The sequence below is a fragment of the Streptomyces sp. BoleA5 genome, from assembly GCF_000373665.1.
Taxonomy (GTDB): Bacteria; Actinomycetota; Actinomycetes; order Streptomycetales; family Streptomycetaceae; genus Actinacidiphila.
Genome location: NZ_KB892106.1, coordinates 86,517 through 103,065, shown reverse-complemented (window position 1 = coordinate 103,065; position 16,549 = coordinate 86,517). Strand labels below are relative to the sequence as shown.

Annotated in this window: 9 protein-coding genes and 3 pseudogenes; 2 read left to right on the top strand and 10 right to left on the bottom strand. The window is 66.3% G+C overall.

Annotated features, from left to right (window positions below):
- Positions 1 to 406: 406 nt before the first annotated feature.
- Both B085_RS0120915 and B085_RS0120910 read right to left on the bottom strand, forming a co-directional pair.
- Positions 407 to 910, bottom strand: coding sequence for a GNAT family N-acetyltransferase (locus B085_RS0120915; protein WP_018560533.1), 504 nt, complete (start codon positions 908 to 910; stop codon positions 407 to 409).
- 109 nt (positions 911 to 1,019) lie between these two features.
- Positions 1,020 to 1,538, bottom strand: a complete 519-nt coding sequence (locus B085_RS0120910; protein ID WP_037732101.1) for a YfbM family protein — start codon at positions 1,536 to 1,538, stop codon at positions 1,020 to 1,022.
- A 392-nt stretch (positions 1,539 to 1,930) separates the two neighbouring features.
- On the opposite strand from B085_RS0120910, the gene B085_RS0120905 reads away from it, so the two are divergent.
- Together B085_RS0120905 and B085_RS0120900 are read left to right on the top strand one after the other, a co-directional pair.
- Positions 1,931 to 2,188, top strand: coding sequence for a hypothetical protein (locus B085_RS0120905; RefSeq protein ID WP_158689789.1), 258 nt, complete (start codon positions 1,931 to 1,933; stop codon positions 2,186 to 2,188).
- A 96-nt stretch (positions 2,189 to 2,284) separates the two neighbouring features.
- Positions 2,285 to 2,821: a 2'-5' RNA ligase family protein gene (locus B085_RS0120900; protein WP_026251278.1), complete on the top strand. Its 537-nt coding sequence runs from the start codon at positions 2,285 to 2,287 to the stop codon at positions 2,819 to 2,821.
- A gap of 314 nt (positions 2,822 to 3,135) precedes the next feature.
- Here the strand turns inward: B085_RS0120900 and B085_RS0120895 are convergent, their stop codons facing one another.
- The 8 genes and pseudogenes from B085_RS0120895 to B085_RS43200 all read right to left on the bottom strand — a co-directional run bounded on the left by B085_RS0120895 (position 3,136) and on the right by B085_RS43200 (position 16,360).
- Entirely contained in the window at positions 3,136 to 3,501 is a 366-nt protein-coding gene (locus B085_RS0120895; RefSeq protein ID WP_018560529.1) for a hypothetical protein, read from the bottom strand.
- A 62-nt stretch (positions 3,502 to 3,563) separates the two neighbouring features.
- Positions 3,564 to 4,190: pseudogene (locus B085_RS43205) on the bottom strand (transposase); the annotation flags it as partial.
- A gap of 143 nt (positions 4,191 to 4,333) precedes the next feature.
- Complete coding sequence (locus B085_RS0120885) at positions 4,334 to 4,522, bottom strand: hypothetical protein (RefSeq protein WP_018560527.1); 189 nt, start codon at positions 4,520 to 4,522, stop codon at positions 4,334 to 4,336.
- 442 nt (positions 4,523 to 4,964) lie between these two features.
- The gene (locus B085_RS0120880; protein ID WP_018560526.1) at positions 4,965 to 5,300 is read right to left on the bottom strand and encodes a hypothetical protein; all 336 of its coding nucleotides are present in this window, start codon (positions 5,298 to 5,300) and stop codon (positions 4,965 to 4,967) included.
- Positions 5,301 to 5,888: 588 nt separating this feature from the next.
- A pseudogene (locus B085_RS47215) lies at positions 5,889 to 6,185 on the bottom strand (transposase); the annotation flags it as partial.
- 149 nt (positions 6,186 to 6,334) lie between these two features.
- Positions 6,335 to 6,759 (bottom strand): annotated as a pseudogene (locus tag B085_RS47210) (PP2C family protein-serine/threonine phosphatase).
- Between the two features lie 492 nt (positions 6,760 to 7,251).
- Positions 7,252 to 7,545 (bottom strand): hypothetical protein, encoded by a 294-nt coding sequence (locus B085_RS0120870; protein ID WP_018560523.1) that lies wholly within the window; start codon positions 7,543 to 7,545, stop codon positions 7,252 to 7,254.
- Between the two features lie 82 nt (positions 7,546 to 7,627).
- Complete coding sequence (locus B085_RS43200; protein WP_106434996.1) at positions 7,628 to 16,360, bottom strand: DNRLRE domain-containing protein; 8,733 nt, start codon at positions 16,358 to 16,360, stop codon at positions 7,628 to 7,630.
- Between the last annotated feature and the right edge of the window lie 189 nt (positions 16,361 to 16,549).

Genomic DNA, 16,549 nt, shown 5'->3' with positions numbered 1-16,549 from the left:
TGAACGTCAAGCCGGAGGACGTGGCGTCCACCACGCGCGCGCCTGATGCCCAGACCTCGGCGGCCGCGTCCCACCGGAACCACGCCTGCCGGCGAGCGCCGGCAGCATGGGGCGCGGCATCAGGCGCACGCAAGCCGGCCGCCGGAACGCTCACGGCCTCCGGTCACGGCGCCGCGACAATGGGCGGCCGTCGGGGTGGAAGCCGACGCGTGGGCGCAGAGGTACACCGGGACGGGGTCGTCCGTCCCGTACCCCGCGCAGGTGTTCGGCCCGGGCGAACCGGTCGGCTGTCCGGCTCATCAGGACCTCGAACGCTTCCCGCCGGCGGGCAGGACCGACCCCGTGACCTGCGGGGAGGACCGTTGCTCTTCGCACACCGATGAGCAGCGGTGGCCGCAGCCTTCCCTCAGCCGGCCACTGGCTGGAGGCCGCGCCGGTACCAGGTGCCTGACTTGCCGCCGAGATCGGTCGGCGCGGCAGGGCCAACCGGGACGAACCCCGCCTTGGTCAGCACTCGCTGCGACGCGGCGTTGTCGTGGGAGGTGGCCGCCCGCAGTGTGCGCAGGCTGTGCCGCGCGTTCGCCGTCCGGCACAGCTCCCGGACGGCCGCGGTCGCCACGCCGCGGCCGGCGACCTGCTCCGCGACCCGGTAGCCGAGTCTGGCAGCGCCGTCCTCCAAGTCGTACAGGTTGAACCTGCCGAGTACCGAGCCGTCTCCGGCGACGAGCACGTAGAAGGCGCAGCTGCCGGCCGCCTGCTCGGCCAGCAAGGCGCTGTACCCGTCGGTGAACTGGTCGAAGAAGTCGTCGCCGCGGTCGGAGATCGCGGCAGCGAAGTAGGTGCGGTTCGCCAGTTCGAAGGCCAGGACCGCCGAGGCGTGGCCGGCATGCAGCTGCTTTAGCTCGAGCATTGCCTGACTCTACCCAGATCGTGCTCTGAGGCCATCCGAGTTTCCGCCGGCGTAGCCGTTCGAATCGGTCCTTGCTGCCCCTCGGCCGCCGACAGGCCGAGGCGATCAGTCAGTCGAGCCACACGAGCACGGCGTCGTCCGCCGCCGCGTCGGCCTCGAAGAATCGCGTGAGGCCGTCGTACCAGTGACGCCCCCACGCAAGCGCTCCAGGTTCGTCCCACCCGAGCGGGTACGCCCCAGCCAGCGGATACACATCAGCCTTGGCCAGGTCGGCCGGATTCACGCCGCTCACGAGTTGGTCATACGTGGTGGCACTCAGCGCCCGCGCAGCAAGACGCACCCGCTCCGCGCGCAGGTACCTAGGCGGCCCGTAGCCCCAGTCCTCGTCCTCGGCAAACGACTTCTCACCATGGATGACGTCCACCGGGAAGTCGGCACGTGTCAAGAGGAAACCCAGCATGTCCCGGGTCTTGTACGTCCTGAAATGCCGCGCTTCGGCCGGCGCAGGTTCTGACTCATCCTCGGCGTCCTGGACCTTTCCGGCGAGATCCAGCGCCCAGTCAGGGTCCTGCAGCGCCCGGTCGAGCTCAGCGGCCGTCACGCGCAGGTACTCACCGATCATGCTCATGGCCGGAGACTAGACGAGGCCTCTGACAGCGGTGGGCGGGCAGACCGCGGCCATGTGCATCTGGCCCCGTGCCGGTCCCCACCTGATCCGGGGCCCAGTTGGAAGGAGCGCACGGCGAGGCACGGCGCTGAGCTCCTTGCGATCTGCCCGCCGGCCTTCGCGAAGCCCTCACCGGATCGGGTTGAGCGCCTACTGGGCCCGGACCCGTCAATCATGCGCAAGCTGTAACTTCGTCGCAGTCGGCCGCGCCGGTGGCTCCGGAAGGCGACGTCGAAAGGGTGTGCATGTCGGAGTTGGACAACGCTTCGGGGACAACGACAAGCCCTGGTAGGTGGTCGCTGACCGGTGGGATCGGCCTGGCCGCGCTTGGCCATGCGCTGGCCATTCTCGCCATGACAATCCCTGGTCGGAAATACGGGGCCACCAGCCCCAACCAGGACCTGGACGCCGGCGGCCGGGGCGCCGTACTTTTCGCCATGCTGTGCACGTACGTCCTCATGCACGCGACCTTGCTGACCGCCGGTTCCGTCTTCGTCCTGTCCAAGCACGGCAACCGGGGCTTCAAGCGAGGGCTCATTGCCGGCTGGGTCGGCGGGTGGGTACTCCTGCTGGGCACTGTTGTCGTGCTGGTCGTTGCCGCCGGGTCATAGAGTGCTGCCTTTCTGCTTGGCCGGTGCTCCGTCCTGCATGGCATGGCGGTGATTATCGGGTCGCCGCTGATCGGGGCCCGCTGGTAGACAGATGCGATGGCGGATGACGACGTGCAGGGATTCCGGGCAGGGCAGTCGGGTCAGATTGTGAGAGTTCCGGAGGCGGAGCCTCTGGTGCGAGCGTGGCGTGAACGGCTTGATCCCTCGGCCCGTGCCGGTGTTCCTGCGCATGTCACGGTGCTCTTCCCGTTTCTCGACGCGAGCCGCATCGATGAGGGTGTCTGCGCCGCGATCGGTGAGGTACTAGGCCGGCGCGAGTCCTTCGAGGCCCGGTTCGACCACTGCGGCCGGTTCCCCGGTGTGCTGTATCTCGCCCCCGCAGTGGACACCAGCTTCAGGCGGCTCACGGAGGCGATTGTGGAGCGATGGCCGGAAAACCCGCCGTTCGGCAGGCAGTTCGACGATGTGGTCCCACATCTGACGGCCGCCCAGGGCCAGGACGAAGCCGTCATGGAGAAGGCCGAGGCCGACCTGCTCACCGGTCTCCCCGTCGTCGCGCAGGTCTCGGCGGTCGACCTGCTGGTCCATGACGGGACGAGGTGGCGGCACCGGGCCTCCTTCTCGCTGGGATAGGTGCGGTTGCGCCGTGTGGTCAGCCGTTGCCCTGTCGGCTCTTGGTGCGTGCGGGGCCGGTCCACGAATGGGTGCAACGTGCAGCGCTGAGCGACCTGCAGAGTCCTCGTAGGCGCGGGCCGGGCCGTCGGTGGTCCGCCGAGGCCGGCCGACGTTGACCGATGATGCCAACGGACCGCGAACTCGGCCCGGATCAGGGACCATGCGCCCGCCCTGCCCCTGACCCAGACAGGAGGCTCAGCTCATCACTTCCCGAGGCACTGACCGGCTCGTCGACTGTCGGCGAGTAATTGTCAATACCTGTGGATTGGGTTTCACTCCCGCTCCGGTGTGCTCCGACGAGTGGCGTTCAGCTGGTGGCGTAGGCGCCTGATCTCATCGACGAGCCGAGGGACGCTCTCGCGGGCCGCGGCGATGAACCGAGCATTCTCGTCCCAGCGTTCGTCGGCGATGTCGACGTAGCGGGGTTGCTGGACGAGCGTTGCCGCCACGATCTCCTGGTGGTCAAAGCGCGGCCACCGTTCGCTGGCCCCGGTGTCGGGCACGGTACTCACGGCGACAAGGTTCATGGCGTGGTCATCGTCGAGGAAGCGGACGAACCAGGGGCCCGGAGTCGCGGCATGCGCGAGCTCCTCAAGGTCGTCGAGCTCTTGGTCGCTCAGCGGTTCGGGTGTGCTCATCAGGCTGCCAGCTCCTNGCGTTCGACCAGGAGTCCGCGTTCGAAGCGTGCTCCGGCGCGGACCAAGGGGACGAGGTCCTTGGTGCCGTCCGCACGGACCCCGATCATCACCAGGACGGCGGCCTTGGCCTCCTCAAGGCGTATGCGCAGGTGGATGCCGTCGACCCAGAGGTAGACGTAATCGGTGCCGGACAGGTCCCGCTGCTGGAACGCGGCGTGGTCGGCCTGCCACTGCGCGGTCAGCCTCGTCACCGTAGCCGGGGACAGACCCGCCGAGGAGCCGAGGAACTGCTCCAACGCGGGCACGAAGTCGCCCGACGACAGGCCGTGCAGATAGAGCAATGGCAGCAGCTCGGCGACCTTGGGGGACTTGCGGCACCACGGCGGCAGGATCGCCGAGGAGAACCGCTTGCGCTCGCCGGTGGCCTCGTCCACGCGCTTGTCGTGCACGCGCGGGGCCCGAACCTCCACGACGCCGGCCGACGTGGTGACCTTCCGCGCCTGGTGGTAGCCGTTGCGGACGACCAAACGACGACCCCGCTCGTCACGCTCGCTCGCCAACTCGGCACTATAGGCGTCGACTTCGGCTTCCAAGGCGGCGGCAAGCATGCGTCGTGCCCCCTCGCGCACGATCTCGCCGATCAGGGAGCCGTCTCGCGTGGAGCCGTCCTCATTCACTACGGTGAGCACGGGCGTACCCTCCCGACCCGCGCTGCAACGCGGGCCTACTCGGTGACCATCAAAGGATCATTCGGGAAGGTACGCCCTCTGCGTCCCTTCCGGGGCTGATCCACAGGTCTTGAGCATTGCTCCTGTCGGCTCGTCGGACGCATCTACTGGTTCTCGATCACCCGGCGCCGCGCGCCACGCGCAGTGATGAACAGAGCGGAGCTCATGGCGAGGTTGAAGAGCATGCTCGGCACGTCGCCGCCACCCACAGCGCCGTAAATGACACCGGCGAGGCCACTGACCGCAAGAACGGTGAGAGCGAAGGCCAGGACTGTCCAGAGCACGCGATGCATGAGCGAACAATAGTGCGTGCCACATCCGTGTTGTCCAGGCGGATCGGCGCGGCCCACTGCCGCTGCTGACGAGCGATGCGGTTCAGGCAGGGTGTACTGCGCCACTCCTCCCGAAGTGTGCTGCGCGATGGGGCCACCGCGTCGGATGCAGGCGTCAGCCCTGAAGGTGACACCTTGCGATGATCACGACTGTCCAGGGCGCTGGTTCGGGAGCTTCTTCGGCCGGCCCGAGACTCCATCCATACCAAGACCTCTGCCGCACTCCTGTAACTGGGCAGAAGTCCATCGCCGTTGGGACGGATCCGCAGCTCCTCCCAGATCTCCGCTTCGTAGCTGTGGCAGAGCCAGGAATGGAACGAGGAGACACCGTACTCGACGCCCACCACGTCGAACCCCAGGATCCTGGCGTCGGGGGGTAGGGGCTGACCGGCAGAGAGCAGTGTCAAGGAGGAGGCTCAGCCGACTCCCGTTCCTCCGGCTCCGCCCACGTCGTCGACGCGGTGTGATCACGCTTGAAGAGCTGAGCGTCTTCCCTGCTGAGGCCAACAGCCAGCAGTTCCGCGGCGGGCGCAAATCGGGTACGGGCACGTTCGGCTTTCGCCCGATCGATGTACCAGTCGTAGAACTCGGGATGGGGATCCCCGTCGGCCAGAAAGCATCGACTGGTCGTGACGAACCGTGCAGGCACCAAGTCGGAGTCCTGCCAGGGCTCACGGACGGCAGGCGGGGCAAGCACGTAGCCGCCGAGTAGAGCGTCAGCGGCCTTCAGGAGCTCCATGACGGCGTTCAAGCCGACATCAGCACGTGGCATCAATGTTGCCGGACCGTGGCGGACCAAGGTCGGCCCCAGGAAGCCCAGGAGCCACACGACAGCCCGGCGTCGGGCTCTCGGCGCATCGCGGGCCATCCAACGTCTGCCCACCGAGCGGACGACGCGACCCCCCTTTGGTGAACCGATCCGTCGGCCACGTCATCGGCATGATGCCCGGTCCCGCTCACCGGTGACGCGGCCATTGCCAGGCCGTCAGGCTGGGACTGCTCGACTGGTTGCGCGACGCGGCGTCGTCCGCGTGGACCTGTGCGCCTCTACCGGCGGGGAGCCGCTCTACCGGGCCCCCGGGTCTCGGTGCACAAAACGGCCAATGTCATGGACGCGCTACCGAAGTCGGCGCAGCCCGCCGCCAGGCATTGCAGGACCTCTACAACGCCGCGGCCCGCGAGAGCGTCCCTCGGCTCGTCGATGAGGTCAGGCGCCTACGCCGCCAGCTGCATGCCGTTCTTCGGATGACGACGGACCAGCCATGACGCCCGCCTGATCGGCTGGCGTCGGCAACTGGGCCGCCATGAGTCCGCATCATCCTTGTCGGATCGGCCCGTATCGTGCGGTCGACTCTCGATGCGCAATGGGTTCGGCTCGCAGCATCCCGACATCGGACAGGCAGTCCCCGCCCAGCACGACCGCGAGTGCCACATCGAGCAGAATCTTGCCCGGATCGTGCACCGCCCGCTGCCGCCTCCACGGCTCCAGTGCTTGCGATATCGCCCGATCCAGGCCTGCCTTGCGGGCCGTCTCGACCAGCAACACGGCCTCGGCCTGCGAGACCACCCCACGACCGCCGCCCTCGACACGTACACGGGGGTAGGACCCGATACGCTTCTTCACCTGGGAAGTGCTTCTTTCCTCGCAACCAACAGGACCCTCAGCAAGTCCCATCGTTGCCGGTCAGGAGCACTTTCCGCTTTTGCGATCAAGCCTTTGACAGCCCACCTCGTGAAAGCGCGAGGCTAAGCCTTGGCGTGCGCCAAGGCTCGTCACATGCCTCTCGGGGCCGCCCCCGGCAGCCGCGTCCGGACCAGGAGCAGGGTGACGTCGTCGGACGCGGCCCGGCTGCCGGGGACGGTTTCCAGTGCGCGGGCACACAGGTCCTCCAGGGGCAGTCCCGGCTGGGTCATGGCACCGCCCGGGCGGTTCATCCCCTCCTCGATGTCGTGGTCGCGGGCCTCGACCAGGCCGCCGGTGTAGAGGCCGAGCACGCTCCCCTGGGGAGCTCCAGTTCGGCGGACCGGAACAGGCTGCCCAGTCTTATGCCGAGCGGGGTTCCTGTCGGCAGGTCCGGGAAGGTGACCCGTCCCTGCGGATCGATGAGCAGCGGCGGCGGATGGCCGGCGAGTGCCACGGGGCAGCGGCGTGTAGCCCGCTCGTACAGGGCGTGAAGGCACGTCGCGCCGAAGAGCATCAAGGCGTGGTTCGACGTGCCCTCGGCACCGACGTGGCGTGCTGGTGAAGGGGTCGGTGCCGAGGTTCATGTCGGCGAGGGCGCCGTTGTACATGTCCCGGGTGGTGAAGCGGTTGAGGCCGGGGAGTTGTAGTCGCGGAAGCCCATGCCGTACGTGCCGAACTCGACGTCCCACCGTTTGAGGACTCTTCTTTCCGTCCTCTGTACCGCGACCGACGTTCGGGGTGTGCCGGGAACCGTTTCCCGGCACACCCCGCGATTCCGGAGCTCTGTCCGAGGCTCAGTTCAACAAGTGGGTTTTCACTACCTGGCGGTCCAGTAGACCGAACTGCCCTGGAATTACTTATCCCCGGAATCCTGGCTGTTATTGAATGCCTGTCCTGTTCTCCGCGTGCAGTCACAGTCAGCACGAGCGTGGCAGCACGGATCCCCACAATGCGACTGCACCACCGTTTCATGTCGCAGCAGCGGCAGCGCCGTCGCGGCCCCGCCTCAGAACGGGCTCGGCACCTGCGTCCAGACGATCACGATGAGCACGAGGTGCAGTAGGCATACGAGGCGCGCGCTCCTCCATCGCCGCGAAATTCCCGCCGTGACGGCCAGGAAAACGGTCGACAGAACAAGGCAGAAAAATGCGCCTGCCGCGGTGTCGGGATCGCTTGTCGGTGTCGTTTCCGCACCCACGGCCGGGAGGCACAGTGCCAGCATACCGACGGCGACCGCATACAGTCCTGCTGCCAGAATGCCCCGCAGCCACAGGGCCAACTTCTCGTTCGCAACTATCATTTTTCTTTCCATCCTGCGCATCCGACTGACGTGCGGGGCGCGCCAGGAAGCGATTCCTGGCACGCCCCGCGAATCTGGAACTCTATCCGAGTAGTCCCGACAGCATGCCCTGGTTCTTCACGATGTTTCCTCCGTACGACCGGGCCCCAGGATCGGTGGCCCAGTAGCCGGCTCCTCCCTTGTACCAGGCGCCTACGTTCTTCATGTCAGTCGTTGTGAAACTCCCGGCACCCCGCCCAGGGGCGATCGCGTCCCTGCCCTGTGACAGATACCTGGCGCTCAAGAAGATGTTCTGAACGTTGTCCTGAAGCGAACTCTTGATCTCGCTTCTCTGATATCCGCTGAGATTTCCCGGATCATATCCCAGCAAATCGGCAGCGAGGCTGATCTGCATGCTGATATTTCCGTAGGATGCCTTGTCGCCGCTCAGAATCCCGCCCGCTGTGTCAAAGGCCGGCGGATCTCCCGAGACCTCGTTGTAGGCCACGCCAGCCAGCAGCGTGGCCGGGATGTCGTACTTGGCCGAGGCAGCCTTGATGGTGTCCGCGTATGCGGCGACGAAGTCCCCCTTGTACTGGGCCCGGTCCTCATCAACCCCGCCGAAGAGGAAGTTCCAGCTCTGAGCCAGCGCGTCCCAGTTGCTCCAGACATCGAGGTCGTTCTGCGAACCATAATGATCCGCATCACCCATGAGCTGTAGGTGCTCGACAGTCAGCTCCTTGGTGGGGACGCTGCAGGCCGGAGGACAGCCGGCGCCTATGGTGACCAAGCTTGAGTCGGGGGCGGGTGTTGCGGCTTCCTCTGCCTTGATCATCGGGGTTTCGCGGTAGACACCCCCGCACATCCCCGTGATGTCGCAGCTGGTGTGTCCGTCGTACTCGACTCTGCTGGTGGGGTTGCCGCCGGTGAAGGCGTAGCGGTTGTTGGTGTAGGGGTCGTTGCCGAGGTTCATGTCGGCGAGGGCGCCGTTGTACATGTCCCGGGTGGTGAAGCGGTTGAGGCCTGGGTTGTAGTCGCGGAATCCCATGTCGTAGGTGCCGGACTGTGCGTCCCACCGCTTGGCGTTGAAGCGGTAGGGGTTGTACGACTCCTTGGTGGGGTCGGCGGGGTCGGGCTTGTCGATACCGGTGAACTCCGAGTCGTCGTCCTTGCCGTAGGCGGTGTAGCCGTAGGTTGCCTTGGTGTCGCCGCTGCTGTCGGTGAGGGTTTCGACGTCGGTGTGGCCGTTGTAGCCGTAGTAGCCGTCCTCCGTCGTGCCGCCGGTGTTGTGCTTGATCTGCGACAGGCGCTCACCGAACGGGCTGTACTGGTACGACTTCGTGAGCGCGCCGGCGACCTTCTCGTCCAGGACCTCACCGGACAGTCCCAGGTATGCGAAGTCGGTGGTCTTGCCGTCCGCTGTTTTGGAGGCGGTGCGGTCGAGCGGGTCGAAGGTGTACGTGGTCGACTTCAACGAGCCCGAGGAGTCCGTCTTCTGGGATTCCACGACGTGGTCGAAGCCGTCGTACACATTCCGCTCGATGACCTTGCCTGCGGCAGTGACGGTCTCCTGGCGGCCGTAGGGGTCGTAGGTGTAGTTGGCCGTGGCGCCTGCGGTGGTGGCGGTCAGCAGCCGGTTACGGTCGTAGTTGAACGTGGTCGTGACGTTCTTGACGGTCTGGTTGATGACGTTGGCGTTGTCGTCGTGAACATAGGTCTCGGTGCCCGCGCCGTTGCCGGTTTTGACCGAGGTGGCGATGCGGTTTGCGGGGTCGTAGGTGTAGTTGGTGGTGGAGTCGAGGTACGCCGCGTGGTTGTCGGCGTTCATCTTCCGGGCCACGTCCTGCGCCTTGTTCCCGTTGGGGTCGTAGGCGTAGGTGTGAGAGGAGACGAGCGTGCCGTTCGGCTTCTTCTCCGCCGTGGTCTTCAGTGCGCCGTCGAGGAAGTAGGTGTAGTCGACGGTGTTGCCGTTGGCCTTGGTCTCCTTCAGCTTCTGGCTGCGGTCGGTGTAGGTGTACGAGGTGACCTTCGGCGACGGGTCGGTGGACGTCTTGCCGACGGACACCGTCTGGACCAGTTCGCGCAGGTCGTAGGTGTACTTCGAGAACTGGTCAGGGTGGCTGACCGTGTCGGGCTGGCTGTTCGCGTCGTAGGTGTAGGTGGTGGCCTTCTTTTCCTGGCCGGCGAGGTTCTCGGTGACCTTCTGCGCCTGGTTGAGGCCGGTGTAGGTGATCGCGTAGTTGTCGACCCTCGCGCCGGAGGAGGTGTCGTCGATCAACGTCATGTTGCCGTTGACGTCGTAGGTGTACGCGAAGTTCTTCTTCTCCGTGTCGGTCGGGTCAGCGGTGGTGTCCCGGACCAGTTTGACGCCGTCGGCGACGACGATGCCCGCGGTGTTCTGGTCGAGCTTCAGCTTGGTGTCCTCCCCCTGCTTGAGCGGGTAGGAGCCGAGCTGCACCCAGGTTCCGGGGCTGGCGTTCTGGTCTTTGGTTACTGCCGGTTCGGTGGTGGTGCCGTGGGTGAGGGTGTACTTCGCCGTGGTCGCTGCGCCGGTCACCTGCGGGTACTTGACGTACGCGGTGTAGGTGCCGTCCTTGGGGACGTTCAGCGTCCACGTGAAGCTGTCCGTGCCGGTGCCCGCCGCGTGGGTGCGGTGGTTGTAGCCCTCCTGTCCGGTGATGTCGCCCGTGGCCCAGGTACCGGTGACCGTGGTGTTCTGGGTGTCGGAGTTGTCGGCCAGGACCACGCTCTTGCCGGCCGGGACGCCGTCGTCCGTCTTGGACTTGAGCTTGCCGTCGGGGTAGTACGTCCACGCCATGGTGCGGTCCGAGGAACCGCCGGCAGAGGACTGTGTCCGCGTGAGCTGCTGGCCGAGCTCGTTGTAGTCGTAGCTGGTCGAGATGGACCACGGGTCGGTGGACTTCTTCGTCCAGCCGTTGTCGAAGTAGGTGACGGTGGTGTCGTTGCGGACCGTCTCGCCGTCCGAGGGCGGGAGCGAGGTCTTGATGACCCGCCCGACGGCGTCGTAGGTGGTCTGGGTGTAGACGTCCGGCTTGTTGTAGCGGGTGTCCGCCGGGTCGTAGGGCTGGTACTGCTTGACCGGGCGGTTCAGCGCGTCGTACTCGGTGCGGGAGGTGAAGTCGTCGGTCGCTGTGGTCGCCGTGCCGCGTGGGGTGATCACCTTGGTGGTGTTGCCGACCTGGTCGTACTCGTACTTCGTCGAGCGGTAGGTGATCGTCGAGGTGCCGTCGTGCGGGACCTTGACCTCGGTCTGCTTGCCCCGTTCGTCGTAGGTGACGGTGGTGGTGTTGTTCTCGGCGTCCGTCGTGGAGACGACCAGCGAGTCCTTGTCGTAGGACTGCTTGGTGAACTTGCCGGCCGCGTCGGTGACCTGGATGACCCGGTGATCGAGGTCGTAGTCGGTCTTGGTGGTGTAGTCGGTGTTGTCCGGGGTGGCGTTCTTCTTCGGGTCCACCACCTTGGTGACGTTGCCGACGTTGTCGTAGGTGTAGGAGATTTTGTTGCCCGCCGCGTTCACCACGTCGGTGATCTGGTAGATCTCGTCGTAGGTGCTGGTGGTGACGTAGTCGGCAGGGTCCGTCGTCGTGAGCGTGCCCTTGGGCTCGGTCGACGTCTTCAGGTTGCCGACCTTGTCATACGTGTATGCCGAGGTGGGCACCTGCGATGTCGGGGTGTCCTTCGGGGCGGTGGCCGAGATGACTTCGTCCGCGTCGTCGTAGACCGCCGTGGAGATCGCGCCGTTGGGTGCGGTGGATGTGGTGACGTTGTCGTTGGCGTCGTACACCGGCTCGGGCGTGGTGATCAGCACACCCGCCGCCTGGTCCTTGGGCACCGTGCTGACCTTCGGACGCCCGAACGTGTCGTAGGTCTGCGTGGTCGTCTTGCCCAGTGCGTCGGTGACCGACGTGACCTGGCCCCGCTCGTCGTAGACGAAGTTCGTCGACTTCTGCAGCGCGTCCGTGATCGTCTTCGGGTAGCCGGTCGGATCGAAGGCGCTGTTGACCGTGGCGTGGTTGTTGGCGTCGGTGGCCTTGGTCAGCTGGCCGTAGGCGTCGTACTCGTAGGAGGTGGTGTAGTCGCCGGCGGTCTGGGTGGAGACGCCCTTGGGGTCGGTGACCGTCTTGAGGTTGCCGAAGGTGTCGTAGCCGAACTGCCAGATACGGCCTTCGGGTGAGGTCTTGCGGAACAGGTCGGCCGAGTAGCCGTCCAGCCGGGTCTGGTACTCGTACTTTGACGCGTTCGCAGGGTAAACGCCCGGTGCGCAGTCCGAAGGCGGGGGGACACCGGCCTTGTTGTTCTCCGGATCGCGCTGCCAGAGCGGGTAGCCCGTCTTCTGGTCGTAGCAGTAAGCGGTCTTGGCGCCGTTGGCCTCTTCCAGGTAGGTGACGTTGTTGTCCGCGTCCCAGCTCATTCTGGTGGTCTGGGACTTGGCGTTCGTCGTCTGCACCGGGCGGCCGAAGTCGTCTGCGACGTAGGCCGTGGTGTGGTTCTCGGCGTCCTTGACGGAAGTGTCGGTGAACGACGGGGTGGTGCCGTCGGCGGCGTAGGTGAAGCCGGTGGTGCCGTTCAGACGGTCGGTGATCGTCTTGGTCCACCAGTGGTACTTCGGGTCGTCGCCGGTCTGCGGGGCGTAGTACGCGAGCTGGGTGTTGTGCCCTCGCGGGTCGGTGATCTTGACCAGCTTGACGTTCTTGGTGCCCTGGGTGGCGTCGTAGGTGAACTTGAACACCTTCGGCTGTGCGGAGCCGGAGCCGTCGGTGAGCTGGGCCATCAGACCCTGCGTGGTGTAGAGGAAGGTCAGCTGGCGGCCGGAGATGTCGGTCATCGACTTGATGTGGTCGATGATCTTCGGGTTGGTCAGGTTCGTGCCCGACTGGACCGTACCCGCGGCGTCGACGTACTGGTAGGCGTCGCCCTTGTTGTAGTAGGTGACGGTCAGCGTCTGCCGGGCGGCCGGGTCGGTGACGTACTGCAGGAACTCGACCGGCTTGTTGTTGGACTTGCGGTGCTCGTAGGTGAAGAGCTGGGTGTTGCCGTTCTTGTCGACGACGGAGGTGACGTAGCCGGCGCAGTCGTAGAAGAACCGCGTCCCGTCGGGCCGGGTCATCGACCAGGCGTCGGCGGTGTCGTCCTTGTCCGGGGTGCAGTCCACCCCGCCCTTCATCGCCAGCTTGTAGTGCACACCCGCCGGGGCCTTGAAGCTGCCGTCGGCCTGCCTGGTGAACACCGAGGCCGTGCCGTCACCGTCGGTGAGGGTGACCTCGGTCGGATTGGGGTTGGGGTGGAAGTCCAGTGCGGCGCCCAGCCGGATCGGCGCGGCGGCCTGTGCGGACCAGCCCGGCCCCATCACCGTGTCGGAGGTGTCGAGGGAGTTGTAGGCGAACCGGGCGAAGGTGCTCAGGCCGCGGCCCGGGTTGCTGAACGCGTTGTACTGCCAGACCGTGTTGCCGGAGGCCAGGTTGTTCATGACCGACGAGCCGGCGCCCGTGTTCTTGCCTGTGTAGGAGTAAAATTTCTCCAGACCGATCTGGTCGGAGGTCGGATCCTCGATTCTGACCGCTTGCGCGAGGCCCGCGACGCCGCCGGTGGCGGAGTTCCAGGTGGAGTTGGTCTTGTTCCAGGTGTCCCAGGTCAGGGTGTAGGCGGTGCGCTTGTTGGTGGGCTGGCCGGAGTCGGCGTTGCTCGGGGCCTTCACCTGCGCGTGGACCGTCACCGTCTGGCCCGGGAGGATGTCCTGGGGCAGGGCGGTCTTGATCTGGTTGCCGCCGTTGGTGACGTCCGTGCCGTCGGCGAGGGTCCAGCGGTAGGAGAGCTGCTGGGCGGCCGCGGTCCAGGTGGTGCTGGTGGTGTTGGTCAGGTCGACATCGACGGTGTAGGCGGTGCCCGGCGTCATCCGGGACGGGACCTGCGGCGCATAGTACGTCGAGTCCGTCGTCGCATCCACGTAGGTGACCACGAGTTGCGGCCGCAACTGCGGTTCACCGGTCTCGGAGGACAGGAAGACCGAGCGTTCCTGCGGGCCGCCGGTGGTCTCGTCCTTGACCTTGAGCAGCACGCCGTGGTTCGAGGTGGGGGTGGTGACCCAGCTCTGGGTCAGTGAGGTGGCGTCCCACCAGTGACGGACCGGATCGCTGGATACGCCGGCGACGGTGTCGGAGACGGTAGCGGAATAGTCGCCGCCGGCCGTGGTCCATGGTGTGGTGCCGGTGTAGTTGTTCCAGCTCGCGGTGGCCTCGTCGAAGTCCTTGGTCAAGCCGTGGAGTTCGTAGATGGCCGAGCCGCCGCCGGTGTTGGTGGTGATCGTCGAGAAGGCCTGTACCTGCGACGACAGCACCCGGGCGGTGGCGGGCAGTGAGGTCGTGGGGAACTTCAGCACGGCACGGGTCTTGCCGTAGGTGCCGGAGTTGTTGCCGACCGTCAGCCAGTTCTGGTTCAGGCTGTCACTGAGGATGGTGTCGTGGCCGGTGGTGGCCTGGGCCGAGGACAGCGTGGTGTCGGCGTAGCCCGTCCCGGACTGGATGATCTGCCGGGTCTGGCCGGCCTTCGGCAGGTCCGCGAGCTGGACCGGACCGCCGATGACCGTCCCGTCCTTCGTCTTGACCGCGACCTCGTAGTACACCGCGTGGAAGTCGTCGGCGGAGTCCGCCGGGGTAGGCACCGCCGTGGTGTCGGTGAAGCTCGTCGTGCCCGCCGCGACCGGTGCGACCAGCGTCGCCGCCGTCGGGGTGAAGCCCTGGAAGACACTGCGGTGCACCTGGTACTCGGCCAGGTCGTCACCCGTGGGACCACCCGGAGTCGGGTCGACATACGCCGGCCAGGACAGCTCCGCACCGTCCGCGTGGATCTTCGTCGGCGGGTTCACCGCGACACCGACCCGGCCGAAGGTCACCGTCAGCTTCGGATAGGTGGCCGTCTCGCCGCCGTAGCCGAACTCACCCGCCTCATACAGCGGACCGCCCTGACCGAGGGTGGCCTCGTTCGTGGTCTGCAGCATGAACCCGTAGTTGGTGGCGGTACCGTCGATCCACTTCTGGACCGTGTCGGTGACCGGGATGCTGTGCCACTTGTCGTACGTGCCCGCCGCCTTCGACACCACGGCGGGGTTGACCAGCCGTACCGCGTCCGCGATGACCGCGGTGGTCGCGGAGGCCGGACCGTCGCCCAGGACAACCTTGCCGGCCGTGCCCTTGGAGAACGACAGCTCACCGCCGTTGTTCAGCGAGGCCCACACCCCACCGGTGCCCGCGGACTGGTCCACGGTGGTGTTGTAGGTACCGCCGTTGTAGGTCACCGTGTACGGCGCGTTGGTGGCCCGGTCCGTCGCCGGGATGGAGTGCACGTCCACCCGGTAGGAGTCGGTCTCCGGCACCGTCGGCTGCCAGGTGTAGGTGGCACCCGCAACCGTGTCCTTGTTGAACGCGTAATCAGTGTTGATCGCGTACTGGGTGAACGCGCTGTTCGTCGAGTACGGCCACGAGCCGCTCGCCGCCGTGCCAGCGTCCCCGTCGTCCAGCTGCACCGTCGTCCCCGACAGCTCACCCGACAACGCGTTCGTGCTGTTCCACGTGGCACCCGTCGCGGTCCACGCCCCGGTGACCCGGTGCGCCTCCACCGGCACACTGTTGGAGTTCGTGGTGTGCGCCTGGTTGTAATAGACGCCCAGCCGCGCCGAATCGATCTTCGAACCGGCGGGGATTCCGGTCAGCGGGAACTTCAGCAGCGACCGCAGCTTGCCTGTGTCCGTCGTACCGACACCCAGCTGCCAGTTGCCCGTGCTGGCCCCGCCGACACCGTTGAGGTTCGTCGTCGGCTGTGAGGAGTCGATCATCACGTCCTGCGATGTCGACGGCGTTGGCGCGAGCACGATCGTCGGGTCCACCGTCACCGGGAACCGCCGCCCCGGCGCCGCCAGCCACGTCGCGTCCGGCGTCAGCGTGATCCGCCAGGCTGAGCCGTCCCGCGTCAGCTTCTGCGAAACCGCGCCATGGGCGAGATCGATGACAGCGTTGTCGGTGTTCTTCGGCGCCTGGAACATCACCGCGGCCGGGATCACCGCCACCGCACGACCTGACTCGTCCCCGCCGAACAGGGAAATCGAACCATCCCTGTTCTGGCGGGGCGTCAAACCGTCGGTCTTCAGGGTGAACGTGAAAGACACCGGGCCACTGGGGGCCTTGTCCAGGACGATGTCCTCCTTGACCTCACCCCGCCCCACCCGGTAAACGAAGTCCGCGCCGGAAGCCACGTCCCGGTAGGTGACCGTGTCACCCTTGGCCACCGGATCGACGGACTTGGCGGCACCGTCAAGCCCCAGCGTGACCGTGCGCTTGGCGTCCACCTCGAACCGCAGCAGCTCACTACTGCGCGAACCGAAGTAGGAACGAGCCAGGTTCGCCGTGTTCGCGAACGCGAACCCGGAACGGCTGCTGCCGGAGACCTCGGTGTCGATGGTCTTCCAGCCGTCGGCCACGCGGTAACTCAGCGGAACCGCACTGTATTCGGCCTGTGTCCGCCCGTCTGACATCTTCCAGTAGCGCACTGACGGCGTCCGCTTGGCCGTCAGCTCCTTCACGCGGTGCGCTCCCGGCAGCTTCTTGCCGGGGGCCAGCTTCTGCCGGTCGGCGATCGCTTCCTTCGGGCCCACCGGCGGCGCCGGTAGCTTGCGATCAGCACCGAACCAGCTCTTCACCGAGTCCACGATCCCCGGACCGTGCGGGCCGGGCGAAGTCGTCACGGCGAAGGCTGGAGTCTGTACCACAGACCCCAGCAATGCGCCGACCGTCAAGGTCGCCGCTATTCGTAGCCGTCTTCCCATCAAAACTCCTGTCGATGACTGGAAAATGGCAGCACAAAACAGGCCACGGAATTGGCCGTGACCGACCGTCATGCTGCCTCGACCACGAGTGACTCGTGATCAGCGGGCGGACTGTCACACCATGCGAGCGCGCGGGTCAAGCCGGCTGACGTAAACCGCGAAATGGGGTCAACTCGTCCATTTGCACGG